The following is a 24,504-nucleotide window of genomic DNA, read 5'->3' as shown; positions in this document are numbered from 1 at the left end:
CTGATTGTCCAGCAGGCCTAACAGCCACAAGCCTGCCCAGCTAGGGTTTTTGTAGCAAAAAGGCCTCATTTGAGGCCTTTTTGATGGTCTGGAGTGGGCTGGGTTTCAGGCCACAAGCACCGGGGCGGTATCCCCGAGCGCTGCAATTACGCCAATCTCGTAGACCTTTTCACCCGCGTCGCCCAGTGTTTTGGCGGTGGCCCGGGCGTTGGCCGCGTCCACCACAACGACCATGCCGATGCCGTTGTTGAAGGTCCGGTTCATCTCGAAATCGTCAATGCCGGCGGTTTTCTGCAGCCAGGCAAAAAGCTCTGTCTGCGGCCAGCTGCCCTTTTTGAGGTGGGCTGCAGTGCCTTCTGGCAACACGCGTGGAATGTTCTCCAGCAGGCCGCCGCCGGTGATGTGGGCCAGCGCCTTGATCGGGTGGGCGGCCAGTGCCGCCAGCACATTCCTGACGTAAAGGCGGGTAGGCTCCATCAGGGCCTCTTTGAAGGGCTTGCCGTCCAGTTGGGCGGGTGCGCCGCTGCCGGCGCGCTCAATGCATTTGCGGACCAGGCTGAAACCGTTGGAATGCACGCCGCTGCTGGCCAGGCCCAGCACCACGTCGCCGGGCTTGACTTCCTTACCCGTCAGGATTTTTGACTTCTCGACGGCGCCCACGGCAAAACCGGCCAGGTCATATTCACCTTCGGGGTACATGCCGGGCATTTCTGCCGTTTCGCCACCTATCAATGCACAGCCGCTCAGCTCACAGCCCTTGGCGATGCCGCCGACAACTGCGGCGGCGGTGTCTACATCGAGCTTGCCGCAGGCGAAATAGTCGAGGAAGAAGAGGGGTTCTGCACCCTGTACCAGCACGTCGTTGACGCTCATGGCCACCAGGTCAATACCCACGGTGTCGTGCATATTCCACTCAAAAGCCAGGCGCAGCTTGGTGCCCACGCCGTCGGTACCGCTCACCAGTACCGGCTCCTTGTAGCGCTTGGGCACTTCAAACAGGGCGCCGAAACCGCCAATACCTGCCAGCACGCCTTCACGCATGGTCTTTTTGGCCAGAGGCTTGATACGTTCGACCAGCGCGTCGCCCGCGTCAATATCAACGCCGGCGTCTTTGTAGGAAAGGGGGGTATTCGTCATGTGGGGTCTTGGGGGCGGCTGGTGGAGTCGGGAGGGACGCGGGCCTTGCCGGCAGTCTTTGCCGGTATTTCGAGCCCGATAGAATCAAGGCATGATTCTAAAGGCTCTGCAAAGGGCCGATTTCCAGGCCTTAGCCGGCGCTTTACAGGGCTTTATGCAATTCACCAACACCCAAAAACGCGCATCTGCCTGGTGCCTGATTGCCGCGGTGGTTGTTCTGGCCCTGTGGCTTTTGGGCCCGGTGCTCACGCCGTTTGTAGTGGCGGCCGTGCTCGCATATGCGCTGACGCCCCTGGTCAACCGCATTGACCGCATCGGCAACGGCCGCATGCCGCGCGTGATCGCCGTCATCATCGTCGAGGTGCTTTTCCTGATTGCGCTGCTGGGCCTGCTGCTGCTCATCGTGCCCATCCTGGTCAAGGAACTGCCCATGATGCGCGAGCAGATTCCCGTGCTGGCGGACCGCCTCAACACCGGCCTGTCGCCCTGGCTGGCGCAGTTCGGCATCAATGTGGCGCTCGACGTGCCCAGCATCAAGGCCTTCGCCCTCAAGTACCTCAATGCCAATTACGAAGACGCCTTCGGCTCGCTGTTGTCGTCACTCAAGCTGGGTGGCAGCGTGGCGTTGACCCTGGTTGGCAATGCCATGCTGATTCCCGTCGCGCTGTTTTACCTGCTCATGGACTGGGACAGGTTTGTCTCGCGCCTGCTGGAACTGGTGCCCCTGGGCATGCGCGCCGGTGTGGACAGTTTTACCGATGAGGCCGACAGCGTGCTGGGCCAGTACCTGCGCGGCCAGTTGCTGGTGATGCTCATCATGGCGGCGTTTTATGCCATAGGGCTGGCGCTTTTCGGGCTGGACCTGGCCCTGCCCATCGGTGTATTCACGGGTCTGGCCATGTTCATTCCCTATGTCGGCTTCGGCATCGGCCTTATCCTGGCCGTCCTGGCTGGCCTGCTGCAGTTCGCCGGGCTCAAGGTGCTGGTCATGGTGAGTGTGGTGTACGGCATCGGGCAGGTGGTCGAGAGCCTCTTCCTCACGCCTCGCCTGGTGGGTGAGCGCATAGGCCTGCACCCGCTGGTGGTGATTTTTGCACTGCTGGCATTCGGCCAGCTCTTCGGTTTTGTCGGTGTTCTCATTGCGCTGCCCGCCAGCGCGGTGCTGCTGGTGGCCATCCGCCGCATCAAGGTGAGCTACATGACCAGCAAGCTTTACCAGGGCTGATGCACAGATACATATGTCAGGCATGAAACAGATTGCACTTGATATCGGGCTGGCTTCTGTTCCGTCGTTTTCCAATTTTTTTGCCGGCCCGAATGAGGCTGCGCTCAGGCATCTTGAGCTCTGGGCCGGCAACAGCCTGCGCTCACCCGTGCCAACCTATCTTTGGGGCGCACCCGGAAGCGGAAAAACCCATTTGCTGAAAGCGGTGGCCGAGTCATTGCGGGAGCAGGGCGCCCGCACCGGCTGGCTGGATGCTTCTGTACTGGAGCCGCCGGCGTTTGACGAGTCCTGGGCCGGTGTGATCCTCGATGAATGCCACCTCTATACGGCTGTGCAGCAGCAGGCCGCGTTCAACTGGTTTGTCAATGCGCTGAGTTCGGCCGACGGCCACCCGCGCTGGGTGCTTGCGGCGGGCAACCTGCCGCCGGCCGACCTTGTGCTGCGTGATGACCTGCGTTCGCGCCTGGGCTGGGGCCATGTGTTTGAGCTGCATGCACTGACCGAAACCGAACGCCGGGCCGTGCTCAGGCGTGAGGCTGATGCGCGTGGTGTCTTCCTGAGTGACGAGGCCATGGACTTCATGCTGACCCGCTTTTCGCGCGATCTGAGCAGCCTCATGCAGTTGCTTGACCAGCTCGATGCTTATGCCCTGCAAACCCAGCGCGCCATCACCATACCGCTGATCAAGTCCATGCTTGAAAACCAATAACGATTGCCCATGACTGCCCGCAAAAAGATAGCGCTATTTGACCTTGATCACACCCTTATCCCGCTGGATTCCGATTACGAATGGGGTGAGTTCACCATCGCCGAAGGCTGGTGCGACAGCACGGAGTTCAAGCGCCGCAACACCGAATTTTTTGAGCAGTACCGGGCCGGCACGCTGAACATCAACGAGTACGTGCGCTTCGCCACCCAGGCCATCCGCGAGAAGGGCGAGGCCGAAGCGTTGGCCGGCCATGGGCGTTTCATGAAAGCGGTTGTAGGCAAAGGCATCACCCAACAGGCGCTTGAGCTGGTCAAGGGCCACCAGGATGCCGGTGAAGAGGTCGTCATCGTCACGGCCACCAATGAGTTTGTGACACGCCCCATCGCCAGCGTTTTTGGCGTGAAGGACCTGATCGCGGTAGAGCTTGAGCGTGATGATTCTGGCTGGTTTACAGGCGACATCAAGGGCATACCGTCGTTTCGCGAAGGCAAGGTCACCCGCGTTGAAGCCTGGCTCGCAGAGCGTGGTCTGGGCTGGAACGATGTCGAAACCACTTTCTACACCGACTCCATGAATGACCTGGCCCTGCTTGAAAAAGCGACCCATCCCGTGGCCACCAATCCGGACGAGCGCCTGCGTGCACTCGCCACAAAGCGCGGATGGCGCATACTTGACCTGTTCGGGGCCTGAATCAGGTTTTCAGGCTTCCCTAAATCGCGACCTCATGATCAAAAAATTTATCGACAAGCTGTTTGGCAAGTCCGGCACCACCGAAGCCGCCACCAAACGGGTCAAGAAATCCCCCTACGGAACCCGCCAGGAAATCGGCGTCAAGGACCACGGCATCAACCCCAAGCTGGTCGATGAACGTGCTTGGGACGTGGTGCATACGCTGAAGGAAGCGGGTTTTGAAGCCTACATCGTCGGCGGCGCGGTGCGCGATCTGCTGGTCGGCTTGCGCCCCAAAGACTTCGACGTGGCCACCGACGCCACGCCCGAACAGGTCAAACAGCTGTTTCGCCGCGCCTTCATCATCGGCAGGCGTTTTCGCATCGTGCACGTCATTTATGGCCGCGGCCGCGAGCATGAGGTGATCGAGGTGTCGACCTTCCGCGCGCACCTCGACAGCGCCTTGGCCGAGCAGGTGGGCGGCAATGAACGGACCAGCAAGAGCGAACTGGCCGGCATGAAACACGCGGTCGATGCATCTGGCCGCGTGCTGCGCGACAACGTCTGGGGCCCGATGGAAGAAGACGCGGCGCGCCGCGACTTCACCATCAACGCCATGTACTACGACCCTGAGACCCAGATCGTCGTCGATTACCACAACGGTATTCGCGATGCCAAAAAACGCATCATCCGCATGATAGGCAACCCGGTTGTGCGTTACCGCGAAGACCCGGTGCGCATCATCCGGGCGGTGCGTTTCTCGGCCAAGCTGGCAGCGCTGGGTTTCAAGTTCGAGGACAAGACCGTTGCCCCGCTTGCGGAGATGAAGGGCTTGCTGGCCGACGTGCCGCAGTCGCGCCTGTTTGATGAAATGCTCAAGCTGCTGCAGACCGGGCATTCGATTGCCAGCGTGGCGCAACTCAAGGCGCTGGGTCTGAACACCGGCATCTATCCCTTGCTGGACGTGGTGGTCGAGGCGGCCGAAGAGCCCTTTCTCAACCTTGCGTTGAAAGACACCGACCGCCGGGTTGGCGAAGGCAAACCCGTTGCGCCGAGCTTTCTGCTGTCATGTGTGCTGTGGGTGGACGTGCGTGAGGGCTGGGAGAAACGGCGCAAGCTCGGCGAGCACACCATGCCCGCACTCCAGGATGCGATTGACGATGCCTTCAATGCCAAGATTGGTGACGTGACGGGCCGCGGCAAGCTGGGCACAGACATGCGCGAGATATGGACCATGCAGCCGCGTTTTGAAAAGCGCGTGGGCTCTTCGCCTTACTCGCTGCTGGAGCAGCCGCGCTTTCGCGCCGGTTTCGACTTCCTGCGCCTGCGCGCGCAGACCGGCGAGATCGACATGGAACTGGCCGAGTGGTGGGAGAAATTCAGCACCGCCTATGACGACGAGCGCCATGCCATGATTGAAGCCGCGCGGCTGGAGCAGCAGGGCAGGCCACAGCAGCCGCGTACGCGCGTGAAGCGGCAGGATGCCGAAGCGGCAAGTCCTCCGGCCCGTGCGGGTGACGATGATTTCGCCCCGGCAGATGCTGCCGTGCCCCCGGACGGTTCAGCCCCGGCGAAAAAGCGCCGTCGCCGCCGCAAGCCCGTCAATCGTGCCGGCGGATCTGCTGACGGTGCTGGCCATTCTTCGCCTTCGGACACCGGGTCTGCCGACTGAGGACTTCGACGTGGGTGCCAGGGACGCTGTCACGGCTTACGTCGCCCTCGGCGCCAATCTGGGTGATGCGGCCCTGGCCTTGCGGCAGGCGATTGCCGCTGTCAAACAACTGCCCCTGACGCAGCTCACAAAGACATCAAGCCTCTACAAAACCGCGCCGCTTGAGACGGGAGCCTCTGGCGAGCAGCGCGCGCCGGGCGGCGATTACCTCAATGCTGTGGTTGAGGTGCAGACTCTGCTGACCGCACCTGAACTGCTGGGTGAACTCCAGCGTATCGAACTGGCTGCCGGACGCGAGAGGCCGTACATCAATGCGCCGCGGACGCTTGATCTTGATGTGCTGCTTTACGGCAGCAGCACGATTGAATCATCGCAACTGACAGTGCCGCACCCGCGCATGATGCAGCGTGCCTTTGTGCTGGTGCCTTTGGCTGAAATCGCGCCTGCCTTAGTCAGCGCTGCGCAATTGCAGGCTGTCGCGCATCAAGCCATCAAACGCCTTGAGGATCTGTCATTGCGGGCTTGACCCGCAATCCATGTTCATTCAGTGGGATGTTTGAAGCTGCTCTGAACCCGCAGTCATGGATCCCGGGTCAAGCCCGGGATGACGCGCCAGGCTAGGGCGCCAGGCGCTCGCGCAACCAGTTCGCATCGGCCTGCAGCGTGTAGCGCAGCCGGTCATGCAGGCGACTTCTGCGCCCCTGCCAGAACTGCCAGCTGTCCGGCTTGAGGCGGTAGCCGCCCCAGTGCGGCGGACGCGGCGGTTGCAGCAGAAATTTGGCGCCGTATTTGGCAGCGTTGGTGACCAGCACGCTGCGGCTTGGGATCACCTCGCTCTGCGGGCTGGCCCAGGCGCCTATGCGCGAGTCCAGCGGCCGGCTGTTGAAATAGGCGTCGCTTTCTTCGGCAGATACTTTTTCGACCACACCCTCGATGCGCACCGTGCGCTCAAGCTCTACCCAGTGAAACTGCAATGCCGCATACGGGTTGCCTGCCAGTTCGATGCCCTTGCGGCTGTCGTAGTTGGTGTACCAGTCAATGCCGCGTTCGTCATAGCCCTTGATGAGCACCACACGGGTTGAAGGCCGCAGGTTGCTGCCGACGGTGGCCAGCGTCATGGCGTTGGGCTCGGGCACCTTTGCCGCAATGGCTTCTTTCAGCCACTGCTCAAACTGCTTGAGCGGATCGGCCTGCGAAGCGTCTTCGCTGAGTTCAGCCCGCTCGTAGCTCTTGCGGAGATCGGCGATGGATGTGGGGGTGTCTGCCATGCCTGAAGTATAAGGAGGGCATGTCATCCCTACCTGTCGTGATTGTTCTGGCCGCCGGCCGCGGCGAACGCTTTGCTGCGTCGGGCGGGCAGGTGCACAAGCTGCAGGCCCTGCTGGGCGGCAGGCCTGTCATTGACCATGTGCTGGATGCCGTCAGGGCCAGCGGCTTGCCGTTCCATGTGGTGCAGGCCGACCCTTCGCGCCCGGGTATGGGTGATTCGATTGCAGCGGGTGTGCGCGCAACGCCCGACGCAGATGGCTGGCTGATCCTGCCGGCTGACCTTCCGCTGGTCAGGGCTTCAACCTTGCTGGCCATTGCAGCACCTTCATCCATGGCCGTCACGGTGCCGGTGCATGAAGGCCAGCGCGGCCACCCCGTGCGCTTTGGTTCTGTTTGCGGGCAGGCGCTTTTGCAGCTTGAAGGCAGCAGGGGCGCTGCATCGGTGTTGCAGGCGCAGATGGCTGCAGGCTCTGTGGCATTGATCGATGTTGATGACGCCGGTGTGGTGACGGACATTGACACGCTGGATGATTTGCAGCGCGCCGAAGCACTGCTCGCACAGCGCAAGGATGCTGCCTAGTCGTCCGCCAGCTTCAGCAGCTTCGCCAGCGCATGGTCATTGATGCCCAGCGTTTTGAGCTTCTCATAGGTCAGCCGCGCATATTCTCTGGTCGTGCCGTAGCGGCCGCACGCATCTGAAAAAATCTGCCGGTAGACGTCTTCGCTCAGTACGCCGGTGTGATTGGGGCTGCGTTTTGACAGCGTGAAGGCCAGCGCCTGCACATCGCCCTTGCCCGTATGGCAGCGCAGCCATTTCGGGTCATACACGCCGTTGGGCATTTCGCGCTCCCACAGGGCTGGCAGTGAGGCCTCGACGCGGGCGCGCGGGATCCTGAAAACCACGCCCCTGCAGCTGCCACCATGCAGAAGGCCGAACACCAGCCCCGGGCATTCAGGCGTGCCGCGGTTGAGTCGGCTCCACATCTTGAGCGCGCGGTGATAGCCGTAGATGGTTGCAAAACGCTCCTCTGCAAATTCAAACTCGGGCCGCCAGATCAGCGAGGCGTAGCCAAAAATCCAGAGGTCGCCTTTGCCGCCCCACTCGCGGCGCACCACCTCCAGCATGCGCGCCGGATTGCGCGGGATGAAAGCACTTGTTACAGGGGGTTTTTGAGAGGGAAACACCACAACCCCACTTTACAATGCGGCTGCTTCCAACGCTTTTACAGGAATAAAAAAAGATGTTTTCCCAGGACGATGACGGCCAGCAAGGCCTTGTACTCACGGTGGTGTTTGGCCTGATCGCGCTGGTTGTTGCGTTCGTCATCGGCATATCAATATTCAAGGCGGGGCAGGTCGGCACGACGCCAAAGGCCGCACCGGCCAACACACTTGCAGTGGCGGCGCCCGCTACTTCAGCCCCTGCCGATGCGGCCAGTGCCGCGCTGGCTGCTTCAGACGCAGCCAGCGTCAAGGTTGAAAACGGCGTGGTGAAGTTTTACTTTGCATCCGGCAAGGCCGACCTGGCTTCTGGCGCGGGTGACGCGCTGGCTGATGTGGTCAAGGGTGCAAAGACGGGCCGCAAGCTGGTGATTTCAGGGTTTCATGATGCAACAGGCGATGCCGATAAAAATGCAGCGCTTGCCAAACTGCGCGCCATCAAGGTCAGTGATGCGCTCAAGGCTGCGGGTGTGCCCGAGCAGCAGATAGAACTCAAAAAGCCCGAGCAGATGAGCGGCAGCGGCAGCAATGCCGAGGCGCGCCGCGTGGAAGTCGCGCTGCAATAAGAAAGATTTAAGCCCCGCTCCGGTAACCCACTGGTAACCCGGACTACAGCGCAGGCGCTTCCCCGGGGTTACCATTGGTTGTAATTAAGTTACAACCGCAGGGTCGAAGCGCATGGCACAGCAGTTTTCTTCCGGCAGCCTGCATCCGGCTGTCATCAAGGTCACCACCCGCATCATCGAGCGCAGCCTGCCCACGCGCGGCGCCTACCTGCGCCAGTTGCAGGCAGCGGCCACCCGTGACCGTGGCGCTGACCGCATGGGCTGCGCCAACCTCGCACATGCTGTTGCCGGCATTCCACTGGATGACCGCTTCAAGGTCATCACTGCCCGTGCGCCCAACATCGCCATCGTCACCGCCTACAACGACATGCTCTCGGCCCACGCGCCGTTCAAGACCTACCCGGACCTGATCAAGGACGAAGTGCGCAAGGCCGGCGCTACTGCGCAGGTCGCCGGCGGCGTGCCTGCCATGTGTGACGGTGTGACACAGGGCACGGAGGGCATGGAGCTCAGCCTGTTCAGCCGCGACGTGATCGCCATGGCCACCGCCGTCGCGCTATCGCATGACATGTTTGATGGCGCGCTGATGCTGGGTGTGTGCGACAAGATCGTGCCCGGCCTGCTGATAGGCGCGCTGCATTTCGGCCATCTGCCCACGGTGTTTGTGCCTGCAGGTCCCATGGGCAGCGGCCTGCCCAATAAGGAAAAAGCCCGCGTGCGCGAACAGGCCGCGCAGGGCCTGGTCGGCCGCGAAGGCCTGCTGGATGCCGAGCTCAAGAGTTACCACAGCTCCGGAACCTGCACCTTTTACGGCACGGCCAACAGCAACCAGCTGCTGCTCGAAGCCATGGGCCTGCATGTGCCCGGCACCGCGTTCGTGAACCCCGGCAATCAGCTGCGCGAAGAGCTCACGCGTGAAGCTGCACGCACCGTGCTGGGTCGTCAGACTGGTGGTGACCGATTTTCCGCCGGGCCGCCCCAAGGAAAATCAGCCCCCTCGGGGGGCAGCGCATTACACGAAGTGAAAAGCGTGGGGGCACCAGGTTGCCCTCCGATTGGTTTGATCGTCGATGAAAAAGCCATCGTCAACGCCATGGTCGCGCTGCTGGCCACAGGCGGCTCGACCAACCACCTCATTCACTGGGTAGCCGTGGCGCATTCGGCCGGCATCGTCATCGACTGGAATGATTTTTCCGACCTGTCCGATGCCGTGCCGACGCTGGCGCATGTCTACCCGAACGGCAGCGCCGACGTGAACCAGTTCCAGGCCGCGGGCGGCCCCGGCCTAATTATTCGCGAGCTGCTGGATGCCGGTTTCATGCACGCCGATGTGCTGACGGTGCGCCAGGGCGGCATTCGTGAATACACGCGCGTGCCGGGGTTTGAAGCTGTGGCGCTGGCATGGCATGACACTGGGGATTCAAAAGACGAAGACATCGTTAGACCGGCAAGCAAGCCCTTCAGTGCCACCGGCGGCCTCAAGCTGTTGACCGGCAACCTGGGCCGCAGCGTGATCAAGGTGTCTGCGGTGCCGGACGATCGCCACGTGATTGAAGCGCCCGCGCGTCTCTTTGATTCACAGGAAGCCCTGCACGCGGCCTTCAATGCGGGCGAGCTGGACCGCGATGTGATCTGCGTGGTGCGCTGGCAAGGCCCGCAGGCCAACGGCATGCCCGAGCTGCACAAGCTCACGCCACCGCTGGCGGTTTTGCAGGGCAAGGGATTCAAGGTCGCGCTGGTGACTGACGGGCGCATGAGCGGCGCATCAGGCAAGGTGCCCGCTGCGATTCATGTCTCGCCCGAAGCGGCTGCAGGCGGCCCACTGGCAAAAGTGCGTGATGGTGATGTGGTTCGGCTCGATGCGCTGACAGGCGGGCTCAACGTGCTGGTGACTGAGGCCGAATGGGCGGCGCGCCAGCCGGATGTGATGCCGCAGGACCTGCGCGACGCGAACGCCGTGGGCATGGGGCGTGAACTTTTCACCGGCATGCGCCGTGGTGCACTGATGGCAGAAAAAGGAGCTTTGTCATGGACATGAACATGGACGTGAGCGGCAAGCTCACACCCCTGCAGATCATGCAGGACGCCCCCGTCATCCCCGTGATTGTGCTCAACGACGTGGCCCACGCCGTGCCCATGGCGCGTGCGCTGGTGGCCGGCGGCATACGCATGCTGGAGGTGACCTTGCGCACGCCGCAGGCGCTGGCCTGCATTGAAGCCATTGCGCGCGATGTGCCAGAGGCGGTCGTCGGCGCCGGCACCATACGCACGGCTGCTGATGCGCAGGCCTGTGCCATGGCGGGGGCGCGCTTTGCCGTCAGCCCCGGCTACACGCATGCGGTCGGCCAGGCCTGCCGCGATGCCGGTCTGCCGCTGTTGCCCGGCGTGGCCACCGGCAGTGAAGTCATGATGGCGCAGGAAGACGGCCTGACCGAGCTGAAGTTTTTCCCTGCCATGCAGATTGGCGGTGCTGCGCTGCTCAAGGCCTGGAACGGGCCTTTCGGCGACGTGCGTTTCTGCCCCACGGGCGGCGTGACGGTCGCCAACGCGCCTGATTTGCTGGCGCTGCCCAATGTGGTGTGTGTGGGCGGCTCCTGGCTGACGCCGGCCGATGCGCTGGTGCGCGGCGGCTGGGCGCAGATCACGGCGCTGGCGCACCAGGCCTGCCGGCTTCTCAGGCAGCCGATGTCGGCCTGAGTGTTTCCTGAAAGCCGGTTTTTAACGTGTACGGCAAAAATTTAACGTATACATTAAATTTTGGTGTAGGCGCGGTTTCGACAAGCGCAAAAAACTCAAAAAACGCCTGAAAAATGCCGTTTTCAGGCATCAAATAGGCCTCCAGCCCTTTAAATACGCACGTGACCAGCTATTGAATTAATAGCAAAACCGGGCTGTGTTCGCCAACCCGCGGTCTGTGCAGACGCCTTTACGCGTGCCTTCAAGCGGGAAAGCGGTCAAACGCAGCCAGTGCCAGTATCACCAGCACAGCCGCCACGGGGCCAGCCAGGGGGTAGACGATGGCAGCCAGAATCGGCGCCACCATCAGCAGGTGGCGCAAGCCCCAGCTGTAAAGCAGGCCTGCGCGGCGCAGGTACACGGCGGCGGTTGGTGCCCAGCGGCTGCGTTCTTCTGAACCCACCGGCATGGCCAGCACAAATCCGGCGTGGTTGTAGTAACGCACGGCCATCGCAGAGCACACCAGCGAGGCAAATAACATGGTCATCAGCATGAGCTCCAGCGCCAGCCGGGTGCTGAAGTGGGCGAGTACTCCGACCGAGGGTGCGCTCAGCGTCACGGCGCCTATCAGCGCCAGTGCGGCGGTGGATGCGGTCATGGTGGCCGACATCAATGCGTTGCGCAGCGTCTGGACCGCCAGGATTTCCGAACCCGGCTGCCGCGACAGTGCCGCCATCCATTCCTCACGCAGGCCGGCATGCGCCGAGCGTGCAAGGCGCTGGGGGTTGCGACGCTGTACCAGCAGCTGGGTGATCTCGTACACCAGCAGGATGGCCACCGTGAGGATGGCCGCAATCCAGCCTGAAGACAGGGTGTCCATGATGGATGAATCCGTGCTCAGGCTGATTGAAGCCGGCGCGGGCTGCGCAGCTTCTCGACCAACTCAAACACCACCATGCCTGCCAGCATTGCCGCCACAAATACCAGTCCCTTGGACTCACCCATGCCCAGCGCGACAAGGCCGGGGCCGGGGCAAAAGCCCGCCACGCCCCAGCCGACGCCAAACAACAGGCTGCCCAGCACCAGGCGGCGGTCGATGTGCCGCGCATCGGGCAAGCTCATGGCTGCGCCCAGCAGCGAGCGCGTGCGGTTTCTGGCCAGCAGGAAGGCGAAAAAGCCCACCGCGATGGCGCCGCCCATCACCAGTGCCAGCGACGGGTCCCATGGGCCGGCCAGATCAAGAAAACCCAGAACCTTGGCCGGGTTGGCCATGCCGGAGACGATGAGGCCGAGACCAAACACAAGGCCCGCGAGTAAAGACGTCAGTACAAACATGATGGGTTTCCCTTAAATTTTCAGAAGGTGGCGGAGCACAAACACGGTCGCGAACCCGGCACCCATGAAGGCAAGGGTTGCCGCCAGCGAGCGTGGCGAGAGGCGCGACAGGCCGCACACGCCGTGGCCGCTGGTGCAGCCCGAGCCGTAGCGTGTACCCACGCCGACCAGCAGGCCGGCGACGATGAGGGTGCCGTAGCCCGCCTCAATCTGAACGGGCGGCAGTACGGCAAAAAGCGCATAAACCAGCGGTGCCCCGATCAGCCCCAATACAAAGGCGGCACGCCAGGCGATATCGCCTCGCACGGGCCGCAGGAGGCCACCCAGCACACCGCTGATGCCGGCAATGCGCCCATTGAGCAGCACAAACAGCGCGGCGGCCAGCCCTATCAACATGCCGCCCAGCAGGGCAGACCAGGGTGTAAATGCATTCCAGTTGATGGTCATGATGGTGTTCCTCAGGCGGGTTCAGGGCAGTAAAGGCGGTACAGCACCGCCAGGATTTCCAGCGTTGCCGGGGTGGCCACGCTGTAGTAAATGTTCTTGCCATCGCGGCGGGTGTTGACGAGCCCCTCGTTGCGCAACACACCGAGCTGCTGTGACAGCGTAGGCTGGCGTATGCCCAGCTGTTCTTCAAGTTCGCTCACGCAACGCTCGCCCTGAGACAACTGGCACAGGAGCAGCAGGCGGTCTTCATTGGCCAGCGTCTTCAGCACGCCCACGGCATGGCCGGCTGCTTCGCGCAGGCGCCCGGTATCGAGAACGGTTGTTGCTTGTGTCATGGCTTCTGCTTTTAAAACATTGATTTCAATTGGCTTGCAAATATTATATTAATTTATATAATGTATGTCAACATAGTGTAAAAACAAGGACACATCCTCATGAGCACGCAGAAGGCACTCCCCCACCCCCATCCAGCCACCCAGGCGTTTTTCGACCCGGCCACATGGACGGTCACCTATGTGGTGGCTGATACCCAGTCGCGCCGCGCCGCCATCATCGACCCTGTGCTGGATTACGACCCCAAATCCGGCCGCACCAGTACCGCCTCAGCCGACCAGGTACTGGCCTTCGTCAGGGCGCAGGGCCTGCAGGTGGACTGGATTCTTGAAACCCACGCCCATGCTGACCACCTGTCTGCGGCCCACTATCTCAAGGAGCAGGTCGGCGGCCGAATTGCCATTGGCGAAAACATCCGCACGGTGCAATCCACCTTCAAGGCCATCTTCAATCTCGAGCAGTCGTTCGTGCCGGACGGCAGCCAGTTTGACCACCTGTTTGCCGATGGTGAGGTTTTCATGATTGGCAACATGGAGGCGACGGCAATGCTGGTGCCCGGGCACACCCCGGCCGACATGGCCTACCGTGTGGGCGATTCACTTTTTGTGGGCGACACGCTCTTCATGCCCGATGTCGGCACGGCGCGCGCAGACTTTCCCGGCGGCGATGCGCACGTGTTGTTCAGGTCCATACGCAAGCTGCTGGCCTTGCCGCCAGAGACAAAAGTGTTTGTGTGCCACGACTATCCACCCGAGTCACGCGAAGCGCAGTGGCAGACCACCGTGGGTGATCAGGCCGCCAAAAACATCCACGTGCATGAGGGCATCAGTGAAGAGGGGTTTGTGGCCATGCGCGCTGCGAGGGACGCCACGCTGGGCATGCCCACCCTGATCCTGCCATCCATACAGGTCAACATCCGCGCGGGTGAGATGCCGCCAGCCGAGGCCAATGGCGTGAGTTATCTGAAGATTCCGCTGAACGCGTTGGGTTAGCGTGAAGGTTGAGGGTTCGGAGGTGCAACACCCACACCCTCAACACCGCCACGCCTGACTGCTGCTTCCAGAAAACCAGAGTTGCGCATCTCGTCCAGCGCGCTGTTCACAAATGCCAGCAGGGCAGGGTTGCCAGGGTTGACGGCAATCGCCTGCGGCACGGCATAGAGGTTGTCAGGCAGCAAACGCAGGCCCAGGCTTTTGTCGATGGCTGCCGCCATGCCCAGGCGCTGGCGGTTGCCGCCGAACGCGATGACCTTGCCATCAGCCAGCCAGCGCACCGCCTCCTGCATGGTGTAGTCGGGGCTTTCAAGCACCTGCGCCTGTTTGAAGTTGCCCTTGATGTAAGTGCCTACCGAATCACCGGTGTTGGCACCCAGCACCTGGCCTGCGCGGTCCAGGTCTGCGGTGCTTTTGATGCTGCTGCTTTCGCGCACCAGAAAGCTCTGCTGCACCAGCATGTAGGTCTGTGAATACGCCAGCACCATGCGCGCCGGGTTGGGCGCCACAAAGCCGATGTCTGCCTCGCCCTTTTGCACTGCGCTGATCACGTCTGCAGCCGTGGCCTGCGGAAGAATTTCTACAGGTTTGTTCAGGCGCCGGCCCAGATCGCGTGCGACATCTGCAGACACGCCACGAAACTCACCGCTTTGCGGGTCACGCACCGCCTGCGCGTGGTTTGTTGATATGTAGGCTGCACGCAGGACAGGTGCGCTGACAAGGCCGGCCTGCTGCGCCATCGCGCCCATCGCAGTGCAGAGAAGAAGGGCTGCAAACGTGCGAAGGGGCGGGCGCATGAATGAAGCTGCCTAACGCAGGCCTGCGCCAGCACCGCCTTCGGGGCGCTGTATGAGTTCGATCTTGTAGCCGTCCGGGTCGGTCACAAAAGCAATCACGGTGGTGCCGCCCTTCACCGGGCCGGCCTCGCGTGTCACGTTGCCACCTGCTGCCTTGATCTTTTCACAGGCTGCGTACGCATCAGGCACACCGAGCGCGATGTGGCCATAGGCCGTGCCCATCTCGTAGCTGTCGGTGCCCCAGTTGTACGTCAGCTCAAGCTCGGCCTGTGCCGGGTTGCCTTCATAGCCGACAAAGGCCAGCGTGTATTTGTATTCAGCGTTCTCGGACTTGCGCAGCAGCTGCATGCCAAGCACCTTGGTATAGAAGTCGATGGAGCGCTGGAGATCGCCAACGCGGAGCATGGTGTGGAGGAGTCGCATGATGGTTCGTGGGGTTGAATGGTGGAATGGTTCAGGGCTTGACAAATTTCAGCACAAACTCGTCCTTGGGCTGGGGTGGCTCGGGGACGTTGCGGTCGCGCGGGTCGGCCGGGTTGCGCAGGAAGTTGCCGCTGGCAGCCAGCCTGAAACCTGCGGCTTCTATCTCGCGGCGCAAAAATGCTTCTTCAATGCGGTGCAGCGTGCCCGATTCTGAAATGCCTGTGCCAGGCCTGCCGGAGTGGTCGGCAAGAACGTAGGTACCGCCAGGTTTGAGTGCCGCAAACACTGCCTTGTTCATGGCAGCGCGGTCTACGCCCAGATAGCTCAGGTCATGGTAGTTGAACATCAGCGTGGCGAGGTCCAGTGTGCCGGGTTTGACCTCCGGCGGTACCGGGTCTTCAAAACGCCGCGTGACGGGAATGATGTGTGACAGCCCGGGCTTTGCAGCGCGATCAGCCACGGTCTGGCGCACGGGTGCGGTGACCGAGAGGGCGCGTGTGGCCGGCACGGTGGTCGATGGCGCGACCACACCTTCAGGTACTGCCGGCCGGGGCGGAGGGTTGGCGCTGTCACGCGGAGGGTTCTGGCCATACACACGGCCGGTGGGGCCTATGGCGCGTGCAAGCAGTTCGGTGGTGTAGCCGCCGCCGGCGCTCAGGTCCAGCGCCACCATGCCGGGCTGGGGTGCGATGAAGGCCAGCATCTGCACGGGTTTGCGGCGTATGTCATTTTGCCGGTCTGCCGCGCTGCGGTCGGGGCTGGCGACCAGGGCTTCCAGGCTTTGCTGGCCGGGTGTGGCGCAGCCGCTGAGCAAGGCAATGCACGTAAGGACAGAAGCAAAGGGAGCACGCAGATTCATGGCGGGTCTTTCGATGGGTGTTGGCTCAGTGTAGCGATTCAGCCCCTTCCCGGCGCGTTCTGGGGTTTGCCCAACACCCCACACTAACCCTGCCTGGGCAACTCAAACACCAGGCAGGTTGTTGTGGCATGCGCGTACAACTTGCCATCCGGCCCGACGATGCGGCCTTCTGCGGTTGCCAGCTGTTTGCCGCAGTGGATGACGGTGCCAGTCGCACGCAGCGGCCCGCTCTTGTGCGAAGCGGCGCGCACGATGTTCACGCTGAGTTCTGCAGTCGTATAACCGCGCCCCGCCGGCATCATGGTGTGTATGGCGCAGCCGACGGCTGAATCCAGCAGCGTGGCATACCAGCCGCCGTGCACGGTACCCAGCGGGTTGTAGTGCATGAGCTGCGGTATGCCCTGAAAGACCGCCTTGCCGGGTGCGACTTCGATCAGCGAAAAATCAAGCGTATCTGCAATGTGAGGGTAGGGCATGGCGCCCGACAGCATGGCCTGCATGACCTCCATGCCGGTCTTGCCGGCGACATCGGCGGGCTTTGCGAGGCCCGGTTTGCCGCCGCCTGCAAGCATGTGTTCGCGAACTGCCGCCGCCTGTGCAATCCATTGGTTCAGTGTGTCTTCGGGGTGATTGTTTGTGGTCATGCAGGGATTGTAAATAAAATTATGTTGCATATGCAATAGTTGTAGGTACAATATAAAAAATGAACACCAAAACCAGTGTGAAGATTCCCGCCCTGAAAGCACCTTCATCCACGCCGCCTGAACTCAAGGCGCTGGGCTGCACCAACCTGCGGCTGCGCCAGATGATGCGCCGCGTTGCCCATCACTACGACCTCGAGATGGCCAAGGCCGGGCTCAAGACTACGCAGTACTCGTTGCTGAGCTATGTGCTCAAGCTGGGCCCGCTGCGGCCGGGTGAACTGGCCAAAGGCCTGAAGATCAGCGCCTCGACCCTGACCCGCAACCTCAAGCCGCTGATCGATGCCGGCTGGCTGGAGTTGACGGCCGGCAGCGATGCCCGCAGCCGCACGGTCAGCATCACCACCGAAGGCCGCGCCAAGCGCGAGGAGGCGCGTCACCGCTGGAAGGTGGCGCAGGACAGCCTGAACGCGCTGCTGGGCACCGAGCGTGTGATTGCACTCCATGACCTCATCAATGACTCGCTTGAGTTGTTGTCGCCACTCCCTGCCGAACCGGAAACCGATCATGAATAAGTCCGCACCCACCGACAAAAGAAACATCGCCATGTGGCTGGTCCTGCTGGCCGCTGGCGGTGCCTTCGCGCTGACCATGGGTGTGCGCCAGAGCATGGGGCTGTTCCTGTCGGCGCTCAATACATCAACCGCACTGGGTGTGGGCAGCATCAGTCTGGCCTTTGCCTTTGGCCAGCTTTGGTGGGGGCTGACCCAGCCTTTTGCGGGGGCGATCGCTGATCGCATAGGCACGGGGCGTGTGATTCTGATCGGCGTTGTGCTGGTGGCCGTAGGCACCATCATCACGCCGCTGATGACGACCACCGCAGGGCTCATCTTTGCCATCGGCGTGCTGTCGGCTGGCGGCGCAGGTATGGCCGGCCCGTCGGTGCTGATGGCAGCGAGCGCCCGGCTGGTACCCGCCAGCAAACGTGGCCTTGCCACCGGCATCGTCAACGCGGGTGGGTCATTCGGCCAGTTTGCGATGGCGCCGATTGCGATTGGCCTGATGGCCACGGTGGGCTGGGCTGGTGCCATGCAGTGGATGGGCGTGCTGGCACTGCTGGCCCTGCCGGCGGTGTGGGTGCTCAAGGGCAATTCAAAAGCACTGGCGGCCGCCAGCGCTGCTGCGACAGGCACGAAAGCTCTGACCGCACGTGAGGCGATCAGCCAGGCGCTGGCCACCCCCAGCTTTCGCTACCTCACCATAGGTTTTGTGGTGTGCGGTTTTCACGTGGCCTTTCTTGCAACACACCTGCCGGGCGTTGTGGCGGCCTGCGGTTTGCCGCCGGCCATAGGCGGCTGGGCACTGGCCATCATCGGCCTGTTCAATATCTTCGGCAGCATTGCCATTGGCTGGGCTGTCGGGAAGTGGCGCATGAAGACGCTGCTGTCGCTGCTCTACGCCACCCGCGGCCTCGCCGTGCTGATTTTTCTGCTGGCGCCCAAGACAGCGCCGGTGATGCTGGTGTTTGCTGCAGTAATGGGCGTGACCTTCCTGTCGGTCGTGCCGCCTACCGTGGGGCTGGTGGCCAAGATGTTCGGTACCGCCAACATGGCCATGCTGTTTGGTGTCGCGATGCTGGGCCACCAGGTTGGGGGCTTCTTCGGTGCCTTTATGGGTGGTTATGTATTTGAGCGCACAGGCAGCTATGACCTGGTCTGGTACATCGACATCGTGCTGGCCATCGGTGCTGCACTGATTAACCTGCCGATTCGTGAGGCGCGCCTGCCTCGCGCCGGGCTGGCCGCATGAGTACCAGCATGGACGAACGCACACGCCTGCTGCTCGAAGCGCCTATTGGCCGCACCCTGCTGCGCCTGGCAGCGCCCAACATCGTGGTGATGGTGGCGCAGGCTGCGGTTGGCCTGGTCGAAACCTTTTTTGTCGGCAAGCTGGGCACCGATGCACTCGCGGGCATGGCCTTGGTGTTTCCCATCGTCATGCTGATGCAGATGGTGTCGGCTGGCGCCATGGGCGGCGGCATTGCTTCTGCCATTGCACGCGCACTGGGTGCAGGCCGGCGTGGCGATGCCGATGCACTGGTCCTGCACGCCATGGTGATCGCCGTGGGTTTTGGTGTGGTGTTTTCGCTGGTGCTTTTGTTGGGTGGCCGGTGGCTGTATGCGGAGATGGGCGGCAGCGGCGTCGCGCTGGAAGCAGCCGTCACCTACTCTCACTGGGTCTTTGCGGGGGCTATCCTGGTCTGGCTGTTCAACTCGCTGGCAGCCGTCATCCGGGGCACCGGCAACATGACGGTGCCTGCCAATGTCACCGTGGTGGGCGTCGTGGCGCTGGTGCCTTTGTCGCCCGTGCTGATCTTCGGCTGGGGGCCGATTCCGGCCATGGGTATTGCAGGTGGTGCTGTGGCCTTGCTGCTTTATTACCTGGCCGGTACGCTGGCGCTGGCGGCTTACCTGTGGTCAGACAGCAGCCTGCTCAAGCCTTCGCTGCAAAACGTCAAACTGCGCTGGCCGCTGTTTCGCGACATCCTGCGCGTCGGCCTGCTCGGCTCCATCTCAAGCCTGGCCACCAACCTGTCCATAGGCATTGCCACCTCACTGGCGGGTGGTTTTGGCACAGCGGCGATTGCGGGTTATGGCACTGCGTCGCGGCTGGAGTATTTGCTGGTGCCCCTGGTCTTTGGCCTGGGCGCGCCACTGGTCGCGATGGTGGGCACCTGCATGGGCGCGGGCCAGCATGAGCGTGCGCTGAAGGCGACCTGGATAGGCGCTGCGATGGCTTTCATGCTGGCAGGTGCAATAGGGCTGGCCGCGGCGATTTTCCCGCGGGCATGGCTGTCACTTTTCGGCAGCGACCCGGCCATGATCGAAGCGGGCACCCTGTACCTGCGCACAGTGGGCCCGCTCTATGGCTTCTTCGGCGTCGGCCTGGTCTTGTACTTCGCATCGCAGGGTGCGGGCCGACTGCTCTGGCCCGTGGCCGGCAATATCGCACGCCTGCTGGTCGCCGGCATAGGCGGCTGGCTGGCCATTCGCTGGGGTGGCGGCCTGTGGCATGTGTTTGTGGCACAAGGCGCTGCGCTGGTGGTGTACGGCTTGGTGATTGCGGGTGCGATTGCTGGCGGTGCATGGTTTGGCCGGGTCGGATGGCCTAAAGGCCTGTTCACCCTATTTTCAGGAATGCGAACGCGGTGAAAACAGCGCCAATCAAGGCGCGCGACGACGGCAAGGCTTGTGCCTTGCCTAGGAGTGCAACGCTGAGTGGCGCTGTTTTCACCCCGTTCCCTACGGGTTGTGATCAAAAGGGCCGTGCGCTGCGTTGCAAAGCCTTGACGGGGCTTACCCCGTCTGCGTTTTGCGCCTTGCTCACAGCCCTTTTGACTCACAACGCATCTCCTGAAAATAGGGTGAACAGGCCTTAGTACCAGTGCGTTGTTGCGTCGCATACACGCGGCCTGATTTTTAAAGAAAGACTTTTTATGTTCGTCAAAGACTCTGTCATTTTTATTACCGGCGCGAACCGCGGCCTCGGCCTGGCTTATGCACGTGGTGCAATCGCAGCCGGCGCCAAAAAGATTTATGCCGCTGCGCGCGACCCGGCCAGCATCACGCTGCCGGGCGTGATTCCTGTCGCGCTTGATGTGACCGATGCAGCGCAGATTGCCGCCGCCGTGAAGGCGTGCGGCGATGTCACGCTGCTCATCAACAACGCGGGCATTTCGCGTTCGTCCGGTTTCCTGTCGGGTGCGGGTGTTGAGGCGGCAAAAGCTGAATTTGAAACCAATTTCTTCGGCCCCTGGGCGCTCAGCCAGGCGTTTGCGCCTGTGCTGGCGGCCAACGGTGGCGGCGCCATCGTGAACGTGCTGTCAGCACTGAGCTGGCTCAGCTTTCCGTCTGTGGGAACCTACAGCGCATCGAAATCTGCAGCGTGGTCGTTGACCAACGGCCTGCGTAACGAGTTGCGTGCCCAGGGCACACAGGTGGTCGGTTTGCACGTCGCTTTCATGGACACAGACATGGCCAAAAATGCGCCCGGCGAAAAAACGCAGCCCGACGCTGTCGTTGAACAAACCTGGGCTGCGCTTGAAGCCGGTGCTTCAGAGGTGCTGGCCGATGGCGTGACGAGGCAGGTCAAGCAGGGGCTTTCGTTGCCGCACGGTGCCTATCTTGGCGAACCCTACGCCGCGTGATCAAGGACCTCCAGCCATGAGCGACAAGGCCCTTCTGCATATGGACGACCTGCAACCCGGCATGCGCTTTAAAAGTGCAGAGCATGCCATCGACGAAACGCAGATCAAGGCCTTTGCAACGCAGTTCGACCCGCAGCCTTTTCACCTTGACGCGGAAGCGGCCAAAACCACCTTGTTCGGCGGCCTGGCTGCCAGCGGCTGGCATACGGCCGCGATCACGATGCGGCTGCTCGTCGGTGGCGGCCTGCCGCTGGCGGGCGGCATCATAGGCGCGAGCGGTGAACTCTCATGGCCCAAACCAACGCGGCCCGGCGACGTACTGCAGGTCGAAAGTGAAGTCGTCAGCGTAACCCCGTCGCGCTCAAAGCCCGACCGTGGTATGGCGGTGATGCGCTGCGAGACGCGCAACCAGAAGGGCGATGTGCTTCAGCTTTTCACGGTCAACGTGGTGGTCAATCGCAAGGTGTGACCGCGACGTGCCTGCTCCGCCAATGGGAGAATCTTGCTACGCTTTTTATAGCTGCTCACGTGCATGTTTAATGGCCTGGAGGCCAATTTGGCACCTTAAAACAGGCATTTTTGGCCTTCAAGGAGGCCAAGAGGCATCACCTGAACCGCCCAGGCAGTCAAAATGTAAAGTCGACTTTACATTCCGACAATCTGGGTGATGTCAGGTCACTGACGGCGGCGTGAACGCCTTGCGCGCCGCCAGTGCTTTTTTGCGGCTGGCGCAGCCTTCGATATGGTCATTGACCAGGCCCATGGCCTGCATGAAAGCGTACATGGTTGTGGGGCCGACAAAGGTCCAGCCGCGTTTCTTCAGGTCTTTTGACAGTGCCGTCGAAGCAGCTGAAGAGGGCATGGCCTTGACGGCTTCATGCGTGATGCTGCCGGGCCTGTCTGCGGCCAGCGGCTCCAGCCGCCATACAAAAGCGCCCAGCGTGCCGAATTCCTTTCGCAGTTCAATCACCCGCTGTGCATTGTTGATGGTCGATGCAATCTTGCCTGCGTGGCGCACTATGCCTGCATCAGCCAGTAGCCGCTTGATGTCTTTGGCGTCAAACCTGGCGACCTGTTCTGCTTCGAAGTTGGCAAACGCCCTGCGAAAGTTTTCGCGCTTGTTCAGGATGGTGAGCCAGCTCAGGCCGGCCTGGAACCCTTCAAGGCAGATTTTTTCAAACAGCCTGCGTTCGTCATCGACGGGGAAGCCCCATTCGCTGTCGTGGTAGTTGCGGTAGACGTCACTGGCCTGGCACCACGCGCAGCGTGTGATGGTGGCGTCGGTAAAAAGTCCGGGGACATCAGCGGGCATGGCGCATTCCAGGTAGATGCCGCAGATGCCTCGAAGGCCCGGTCAGCCCAGCCACACACCGGCCCAGATCGTTGCGATCACCAGCACCAGTCCGGGCACGATGCGCGCTGCATAGACCACGCCGCCCGACTGGAGGGCCACGACTGCCTTCATCAGGGTGTTGGTGCTCAGGCCGACCAGCAGTGGCCACATCGCGGCGGCCTGAGGCAGCTTGCCGGCGGCCACCAGCGATGCCACCGAGGCGGCGGTCGCGTGGGCGTCGGCCAGTCCGGTCAGCGCGGCGGCCAGCAGGGTGCCGCGCTGACCCAGCCATGCGCTGAGCGCCGCTGACACCAGCAGCACGACGCTGACAAGCGCGGCGAATGTCAGTGCGGTTTTGAGGTCAAAGGCGCGGCCGAGCTCCTGTTGTTCTGCCTGTGCCTGCGCCTCGTCCGCCTTCGTAGTCGCGCGCGGGAAGAACAGCAGGCTGTAAGCGCAGGCCGTGCCACCGCCCAGCAGCAGCGGCCACAGCAGCGCCTCGAGCAGCGCCGGCTGCAGCGTGGCCACCACAATCCCGAGCTGCGCGATGGTGGACACGGTAGAAAGCACGGCGCCCGCGATAGCGCCGTCGGCCTGCGCTCCGGCCCCGGTCGCGCGCCTGCCCATGGCATGGATGGTGGCCGTGCTCGAGATGAAACCCGAAGCCAGGCCGGCCAGCGGCAGGCCATAGCGTGGGCCGAGGGCACGCGTGGCGATGTACCCGAGCGCGCTTATGGCCATCACGAGCACCACCAGTCGGGCGATCGAATGGGGATTGACGGCATCGAAAGGGCCCATGAAACGGTCCGGGGCCAGCGGCAGCACGATCAGGGCGGCGGCCGAAAACAGCAGGGCATCGTGCAGTTCGCGCTCGGTCAGCACGCTGGACACAAAATGGTGAAGGCGGTTTTTCGCCGCCAGCAGCCCGGCCAGCGCAGCCCCCACACCGGCAGCCAGAACGGCGTCACGCATCGCCAGTCCGCCCAGCAGGCAGGTCAGCAGCAGGGCGACTTCAGTGGTCATGCCCGGATCGTTGCCCGCAGTGCGCAGGTAGGCGGCTACGGCCAGCGCGCCTATGACCAGCGCCACCGCCGCCAGAACCGCAGCACCGCCGAGCAGGATTGCGACGGCACCGATGACGGCGGCGACTGCGAAGGTGCGAATGCCGGCCGCGCTGCGTGCCGGCCCGCTGCCCTTGCGGCGCTCGCGTTCCGCGCCTATCAGCAGGCCGATGCCCAGCGCAACGCTCAAGCCCCATAGTGTGGGGAAATCAATAAATGATGGCATGTGGCTGTGCCAGGCGGCTACACCGCAACCGTGTGGATCGGTGCCATGCGTCCCTCGGCGACCGGGGCGTTGTCGCCGCCGGTCACGATGCAGATCCGGCTTGCGAACTGAAAGACAATGTGGCGGAGTGTGGGAATGCTTTTGCGCTCATGGCCGCATGGTAGCAGCGCAGATCATGATGGATTTGCTGGTTCTTTTGTGCCAGAGGTGCAAGTCAAAGCGGTCATGTCTGGAGGAAAATGCACCTTCTCCTGACGCGGCGTAAAACCCTCGCACGAACACAACTTTCCCTGAACGTTACCTTTACCTGAATACCCCATGCCTGAGTTCACCAAAGTCATTCTTTACACCGGCAGCGATGGCCGGGCCAGATTCCGCGAAGAGACGCTCGCGCTGACCGAAGGCAACCCGCAGTCGATGTTGTCGGCGCTGATGCCTTCAGGCGGGTACCAGCTGCGTCACAGTCCCGTGGGCTTTCGCAGCACCTTTCATTGCACGGGTGCGCCGCAGTGGGTGTTCATACTGGGTGGCCAGATGGAGATAGGCCTGCAGGGCGGTGTGTCACGCGTCTTTCAACCTGGTGAGCATTTTTATTCGGCCGACCACCTGCCTGAAGGTGCAACTTTTGACCCGGCCGTGCATGGCCACTGGAGTCGACAGGTTGGGCCGGACCCCCTGGTGACCTTGTTCCTGCGAGCCTGAATCAACG

29 protein-coding genes are annotated in these 24,504 nt (G+C 62.3%); 16 read left to right on the top strand and 13 right to left on the bottom strand.

Annotated features, from left to right (window positions below; translation table 11 throughout):
• Positions 1 to 105: 105 nt before the first annotated feature.
• Entirely contained in the window at positions 106 to 1,137 is a 1,032-nt protein-coding gene (gene purM / locus HYX42_RS10360; RefSeq protein ID WP_293402589.1) for a phosphoribosylformylglycinamidine cyclo-ligase, read from the bottom strand.
• Between the two features lie 154 nt (positions 1,138 to 1,291).
• Here purM and HYX42_RS10355 point away from each other — a divergent pair, with 154 nt between their 5' ends.
• The 5 genes from HYX42_RS10355 to folK are packed head-to-tail and all read left to right on the top strand — an operon-like array spanning position 1,292 to position 5,938.
• Positions 1,292 to 2,362 (top strand): AI-2E family transporter, encoded by a 1,071-nt coding sequence (locus HYX42_RS10355; protein ID WP_293402587.1) that lies wholly within the window; start codon positions 1,292 to 1,294, stop codon positions 2,360 to 2,362.
• A 22-nt stretch (positions 2,363 to 2,384) separates the two neighbouring features.
• Positions 2,385 to 3,071: a DnaA regulatory inactivator Hda gene (gene hda, locus HYX42_RS10350; RefSeq protein WP_293402586.1), complete on the top strand. Its 687-nt coding sequence runs from the start codon at positions 2,385 to 2,387 to the stop codon at positions 3,069 to 3,071.
• Between the two features lie 9 nt (positions 3,072 to 3,080).
• Positions 3,081 to 3,761, top strand: coding sequence for an HAD family phosphatase (locus HYX42_RS10345; protein ID WP_293402584.1), 681 nt, complete (start codon positions 3,081 to 3,083; stop codon positions 3,759 to 3,761).
• Positions 3,762 to 3,795: 34 nt separating this feature from the next.
• Positions 3,796 to 5,412: a polynucleotide adenylyltransferase PcnB gene (pcnB, locus tag HYX42_RS10340; protein WP_293402582.1), complete on the top strand. Its 1,617-nt coding sequence runs from the start codon at positions 3,796 to 3,798 to the stop codon at positions 5,410 to 5,412.
• Positions 5,372 to 5,938, top strand: a complete 567-nt coding sequence (folK, locus tag HYX42_RS10335; RefSeq protein ID WP_293403469.1) for a 2-amino-4-hydroxy-6-hydroxymethyldihydropteridine diphosphokinase — start codon at positions 5,372 to 5,374, stop codon at positions 5,936 to 5,938. The genes pcnB and folK overlap by 41 nt, the downstream gene beginning before the upstream one ends.
• A gap of 91 nt (positions 5,939 to 6,029) precedes the next feature.
• Here folK and pdxH read toward each other — a convergent pair whose 3' ends face one another.
• Positions 6,030 to 6,680 carry a pyridoxamine 5'-phosphate oxidase gene (gene pdxH / locus HYX42_RS10330; RefSeq protein ID WP_293402580.1) on the bottom strand — a complete coding sequence of 217 codons (651 nt, stop codon included), beginning with the start codon at positions 6,678 to 6,680 and terminating at the stop codon, positions 6,030 to 6,032.
• Positions 6,681 to 6,700: 20 nt separating this feature from the next.
• Between pdxH and HYX42_RS10325 the strand changes: the two genes are divergently transcribed.
• Entirely contained in the window at positions 6,701 to 7,261 is a 561-nt protein-coding gene (locus HYX42_RS10325) for a nucleotidyltransferase family protein (protein WP_293402576.1), read from the top strand.
• Here the strand turns inward: HYX42_RS10325 and HYX42_RS10320 are convergent.
• Positions 7,258 to 7,806, bottom strand: a complete 549-nt coding sequence (locus tag HYX42_RS10320; RefSeq protein WP_293403467.1) for a gamma-glutamylcyclotransferase — start codon at positions 7,804 to 7,806, stop codon at positions 7,258 to 7,260. The two genes, HYX42_RS10325 and HYX42_RS10320, sit on opposite strands and share 4 nt — an antisense overlap.
• Before the next feature lie 116 nt (positions 7,807 to 7,922).
• Here HYX42_RS10320 and HYX42_RS10315 point away from each other — a divergent pair, with 116 nt between their 5' ends.
• From HYX42_RS10315 to eda, 3 genes are all read left to right on the top strand, one after another.
• Positions 7,923 to 8,468, top strand: coding sequence for an OmpA family protein (locus HYX42_RS10315; protein WP_293402574.1), 546 nt, complete (start codon positions 7,923 to 7,925; stop codon positions 8,466 to 8,468).
• A 112-nt stretch (positions 8,469 to 8,580) separates the two neighbouring features.
• Positions 8,581 to 10,506 carry a dihydroxy-acid dehydratase gene (locus tag HYX42_RS10310; RefSeq protein WP_293402572.1) on the top strand — a complete coding sequence of 642 codons (1,926 nt, stop codon included), beginning with the start codon at positions 8,581 to 8,583 and terminating at the stop codon, positions 10,504 to 10,506.
• A complete protein-coding gene (eda, locus tag HYX42_RS10305) occupies positions 10,497 to 11,165 on the top strand; it encodes a bifunctional 4-hydroxy-2-oxoglutarate aldolase/2-dehydro-3-deoxy-phosphogluconate aldolase (protein WP_293402570.1) in 669 nt (222 codons plus the stop codon). The genes HYX42_RS10310 and eda overlap by 10 nt, the downstream gene beginning before the upstream one ends.
• A gap of 241 nt (positions 11,166 to 11,406) precedes the next feature.
• Here eda and HYX42_RS10300 read toward each other — a convergent pair whose 3' ends face one another.
• Genes HYX42_RS10300 through HYX42_RS10285 form a run of 4 tightly spaced genes read right to left on the bottom strand, consistent with a single transcriptional unit; the run spans position 11,407 to position 13,261 of the window.
• On the bottom strand, positions 11,407 to 12,024 hold the full coding sequence (locus tag HYX42_RS10300) for a DUF599 domain-containing protein (RefSeq protein ID WP_293402568.1): 618 nt from the start codon (positions 12,022 to 12,024) through the stop codon (positions 11,407 to 11,409).
• A gap of 17 nt (positions 12,025 to 12,041) precedes the next feature.
• Complete coding sequence (locus HYX42_RS10295; RefSeq protein ID WP_293402566.1) at positions 12,042 to 12,479, bottom strand: DUF6691 family protein; 438 nt, start codon at positions 12,477 to 12,479, stop codon at positions 12,042 to 12,044.
• Positions 12,480 to 12,491: 12 nt separating this feature from the next.
• Positions 12,492 to 12,926 carry a YeeE/YedE family protein gene (locus HYX42_RS10290; RefSeq protein ID WP_293402564.1) on the bottom strand — a complete coding sequence of 145 codons (435 nt, stop codon included), beginning with the start codon at positions 12,924 to 12,926 and terminating at the stop codon, positions 12,492 to 12,494.
• Between the two features lie 11 nt (positions 12,927 to 12,937).
• On the bottom strand, positions 12,938 to 13,261 hold the full coding sequence (locus tag HYX42_RS10285; RefSeq protein ID WP_293402562.1) for a metalloregulator ArsR/SmtB family transcription factor: 324 nt from the start codon (positions 13,259 to 13,261) through the stop codon (positions 12,938 to 12,940).
• A gap of 99 nt (positions 13,262 to 13,360) precedes the next feature.
• Here HYX42_RS10285 and HYX42_RS10280 point away from each other — a divergent pair, with 99 nt between their 5' ends.
• On the top strand, positions 13,361 to 14,251 hold the full coding sequence (locus HYX42_RS10280) for an MBL fold metallo-hydrolase (RefSeq protein WP_293402560.1): 891 nt from the start codon (positions 13,361 to 13,363) through the stop codon (positions 14,249 to 14,251).
• Here HYX42_RS10280 and HYX42_RS10275 read toward each other — a convergent pair.
• From HYX42_RS10275 to HYX42_RS10260, 4 genes are all read right to left on the bottom strand, one after another.
• Positions 14,248 to 15,048 (bottom strand): transporter substrate-binding domain-containing protein, encoded by an 801-nt coding sequence (locus tag HYX42_RS10275; protein ID WP_293402558.1) that lies wholly within the window; start codon positions 15,046 to 15,048, stop codon positions 14,248 to 14,250. The genes HYX42_RS10280 and HYX42_RS10275 overlap by 4 nt on opposite strands.
• A 12-nt stretch (positions 15,049 to 15,060) precedes the next feature.
• Positions 15,061 to 15,471, bottom strand: coding sequence for a lactoylglutathione lyase (gene gloA, locus HYX42_RS10270; protein ID WP_293402556.1), 411 nt, complete (start codon positions 15,469 to 15,471; stop codon positions 15,061 to 15,063).
• A 31-nt stretch (positions 15,472 to 15,502) separates the two neighbouring features.
• The gene (locus HYX42_RS10265) at positions 15,503 to 16,330 is read right to left on the bottom strand and encodes a hypothetical protein (RefSeq protein ID WP_293402554.1); all 828 of its coding nucleotides are present in this window, start codon (positions 16,328 to 16,330) and stop codon (positions 15,503 to 15,505) included.
• An 83-nt stretch (positions 16,331 to 16,413) separates the two neighbouring features.
• Entirely contained in the window at positions 16,414 to 16,974 is a 561-nt protein-coding gene (locus HYX42_RS10260) for a PaaI family thioesterase (protein ID WP_293402552.1), read from the bottom strand.
• Positions 16,975 to 17,033: 59 nt separating this feature from the next.
• On the opposite strand from HYX42_RS10260, the gene HYX42_RS10255 reads away from it, so the two are divergent.
• The 5 genes from HYX42_RS10255 to HYX42_RS10235 all read left to right on the top strand — a co-directional run bounded on the left by HYX42_RS10255 (position 17,034) and on the right by HYX42_RS10235 (position 21,647).
• The gene (locus tag HYX42_RS10255) at positions 17,034 to 17,546 is read left to right on the top strand and encodes a MarR family winged helix-turn-helix transcriptional regulator (RefSeq protein WP_293402550.1); all 513 of its coding nucleotides are present in this window, start codon (positions 17,034 to 17,036) and stop codon (positions 17,544 to 17,546) included.
• Complete coding sequence (locus tag HYX42_RS10250) at positions 17,539 to 18,780, top strand: MFS transporter (protein ID WP_293402548.1); 1,242 nt, start codon at positions 17,539 to 17,541, stop codon at positions 18,778 to 18,780. The genes HYX42_RS10255 and HYX42_RS10250 overlap by 8 nt, the downstream gene beginning before the upstream one ends.
• Positions 18,781 to 18,788: 8 nt before the next feature.
• The gene (locus HYX42_RS10245) at positions 18,789 to 20,183 is read left to right on the top strand and encodes an MATE family efflux transporter (protein ID WP_293402546.1); all 1,395 of its coding nucleotides are present in this window, start codon (positions 18,789 to 18,791) and stop codon (positions 20,181 to 20,183) included.
• A 284-nt stretch (positions 20,184 to 20,467) separates the two neighbouring features.
• On the top strand, positions 20,468 to 21,178 hold the full coding sequence (locus HYX42_RS10240; RefSeq protein WP_293402544.1) for an SDR family oxidoreductase: 711 nt from the start codon (positions 20,468 to 20,470) through the stop codon (positions 21,176 to 21,178).
• Positions 21,179 to 21,194: 16 nt separating this feature from the next.
• A complete protein-coding gene (locus tag HYX42_RS10235) occupies positions 21,195 to 21,647 on the top strand; it encodes a MaoC family dehydratase (RefSeq protein WP_293402542.1) in 453 nt (150 codons plus the stop codon).
• Positions 21,648 to 21,848: 201 nt separating this feature from the next.
• On the opposite strand, the gene HYX42_RS10230 is transcribed toward HYX42_RS10235, so the two are convergent.
• Together HYX42_RS10230 and HYX42_RS10225 are read right to left on the bottom strand one after the other, a co-directional pair.
• Positions 21,849 to 22,490, bottom strand: a complete 642-nt coding sequence (locus HYX42_RS10230) for a DNA-3-methyladenine glycosylase I (protein WP_293402540.1) — start codon at positions 22,488 to 22,490, stop codon at positions 21,849 to 21,851.
• 42 nt (positions 22,491 to 22,532) lie between these two features.
• Complete coding sequence (locus HYX42_RS10225) at positions 22,533 to 23,795, bottom strand: DUF4010 domain-containing protein (RefSeq protein ID WP_293402538.1); 1,263 nt, start codon at positions 23,793 to 23,795, stop codon at positions 22,533 to 22,535.
• A gap of 318 nt (positions 23,796 to 24,113) precedes the next feature.
• On the opposite strand from HYX42_RS10225, the gene HYX42_RS10220 reads away from it, so the two are divergent.
• Entirely contained in the window at positions 24,114 to 24,497 is a 384-nt protein-coding gene (locus HYX42_RS10220) for a hypothetical protein (RefSeq protein WP_293402536.1), read from the top strand.
• The last annotated feature ends 7 nt before the right edge of the window (positions 24,498 to 24,504 follow it).

The organism is Polaromonas sp., assembly GCF_016185115.1.
Taxonomy (GTDB): Bacteria; Pseudomonadota; Gammaproteobacteria; order Burkholderiales; family Burkholderiaceae_C; genus Polaromonas.
The sequence above is the reverse complement of the archived record's forward strand: the minus strand, read 5'-3'. Positions and strand labels throughout refer to the sequence as shown.

Excerpts from the sequence above, each read along its gene's own strand:
- purM (WP_293402589.1), bottom strand. The coding sequence starts at position 1,137 with ATGACGAATACCCCCCTTTCCTACAAAGACGCCGGCGTTGATATTGAC.
- HYX42_RS10355 (WP_293402587.1), top strand. The coding sequence starts at position 1,292 with ATGCAATTCACCAACACCCAAAAACGCGCATCTGCCTGGTGCCTGATT.
- hda (WP_293402586.1), top strand. The coding sequence starts at position 2,385 with ATGAAACAGATTGCACTTGATATCGGGCTGGCTTCTGTTCCGTCGTTT.
- HYX42_RS10345 (WP_293402584.1), top strand. The coding sequence starts at position 3,081 with ATGACTGCCCGCAAAAAGATAGCGCTATTTGACCTTGATCACACCCTT.
- pcnB (WP_293402582.1), top strand. The coding sequence starts at position 3,796 with ATGATCAAAAAATTTATCGACAAGCTGTTTGGCAAGTCCGGCACCACC.
- pdxH (WP_293402580.1), bottom strand. The coding sequence starts at position 6,680 with ATGGCAGACACCCCCACATCCATCGCCGATCTCCGCAAGAGCTACGAG.
- HYX42_RS10325 (WP_293402576.1), top strand. The coding sequence starts at position 6,701 with ATGTCATCCCTACCTGTCGTGATTGTTCTGGCCGCCGGCCGCGGCGAA.
- HYX42_RS10320 (WP_293403467.1), bottom strand. The coding sequence starts at position 7,806 with ATGCTGGAGGTGGTGCGCCGCGAGTGGGGCGGCAAAGGCGACCTCTGG.
- HYX42_RS10315 (WP_293402574.1), top strand. The coding sequence starts at position 7,923 with ATGTTTTCCCAGGACGATGACGGCCAGCAAGGCCTTGTACTCACGGTG.
- HYX42_RS10310 (WP_293402572.1), top strand. The coding sequence starts at position 8,581 with ATGGCACAGCAGTTTTCTTCCGGCAGCCTGCATCCGGCTGTCATCAAG.
- eda (WP_293402570.1), top strand. The coding sequence starts at position 10,497 with ATGGACATGAACATGGACGTGAGCGGCAAGCTCACACCCCTGCAGATC.
- HYX42_RS10300 (WP_293402568.1), bottom strand. The coding sequence starts at position 12,024 with ATGGACACCCTGTCTTCAGGCTGGATTGCGGCCATCCTCACGGTGGCC.
- HYX42_RS10295 (WP_293402566.1), bottom strand. The coding sequence starts at position 12,479 with ATGTTTGTACTGACGTCTTTACTCGCGGGCCTTGTGTTTGGTCTCGGC.
- HYX42_RS10290 (WP_293402564.1), bottom strand. The coding sequence starts at position 12,926 with ATGACCATCAACTGGAATGCATTTACACCCTGGTCTGCCCTGCTGGGC.
- HYX42_RS10285 (WP_293402562.1), bottom strand. The coding sequence starts at position 13,261 with ATGACACAAGCAACAACCGTTCTCGATACCGGGCGCCTGCGCGAAGCA.
- HYX42_RS10280 (WP_293402560.1), top strand. The coding sequence starts at position 13,361 with ATGAGCACGCAGAAGGCACTCCCCCACCCCCATCCAGCCACCCAGGCG.
- HYX42_RS10275 (WP_293402558.1), bottom strand. The coding sequence starts at position 15,048 with ATGCGCCCGCCCCTTCGCACGTTTGCAGCCCTTCTTCTCTGCACTGCG.
- gloA (WP_293402556.1), bottom strand. The coding sequence starts at position 15,471 with ATGCGACTCCTCCACACCATGCTCCGCGTTGGCGATCTCCAGCGCTCC.
- HYX42_RS10265 (WP_293402554.1), bottom strand. The coding sequence starts at position 16,330 with ATGAATCTGCGTGCTCCCTTTGCTTCTGTCCTTACGTGCATTGCCTTG.
- HYX42_RS10260 (WP_293402552.1), bottom strand. The coding sequence starts at position 16,974 with ATGACCACAAACAATCACCCCGAAGACACACTGAACCAATGGATTGCA.
- HYX42_RS10255 (WP_293402550.1), top strand. The coding sequence starts at position 17,034 with ATGAACACCAAAACCAGTGTGAAGATTCCCGCCCTGAAAGCACCTTCA.
- HYX42_RS10250 (WP_293402548.1), top strand. The coding sequence starts at position 17,539 with ATGAATAAGTCCGCACCCACCGACAAAAGAAACATCGCCATGTGGCTG.
- HYX42_RS10245 (WP_293402546.1), top strand. The coding sequence starts at position 18,789 with ATGGACGAACGCACACGCCTGCTGCTCGAAGCGCCTATTGGCCGCACC.
- HYX42_RS10240 (WP_293402544.1), top strand. The coding sequence starts at position 20,468 with ATGTTCGTCAAAGACTCTGTCATTTTTATTACCGGCGCGAACCGCGGC.
- HYX42_RS10235 (WP_293402542.1), top strand. The coding sequence starts at position 21,195 with ATGAGCGACAAGGCCCTTCTGCATATGGACGACCTGCAACCCGGCATG.
- HYX42_RS10230 (WP_293402540.1), bottom strand. The coding sequence starts at position 22,490 with ATGCCCGCTGATGTCCCCGGACTTTTTACCGACGCCACCATCACACGC.
- HYX42_RS10225 (WP_293402538.1), bottom strand. The coding sequence starts at position 23,795 with ATGCCATCATTTATTGATTTCCCCACACTATGGGGCTTGAGCGTTGCG.
- HYX42_RS10220 (WP_293402536.1), top strand. The coding sequence starts at position 24,114 with ATGCCTGAGTTCACCAAAGTCATTCTTTACACCGGCAGCGATGGCCGG.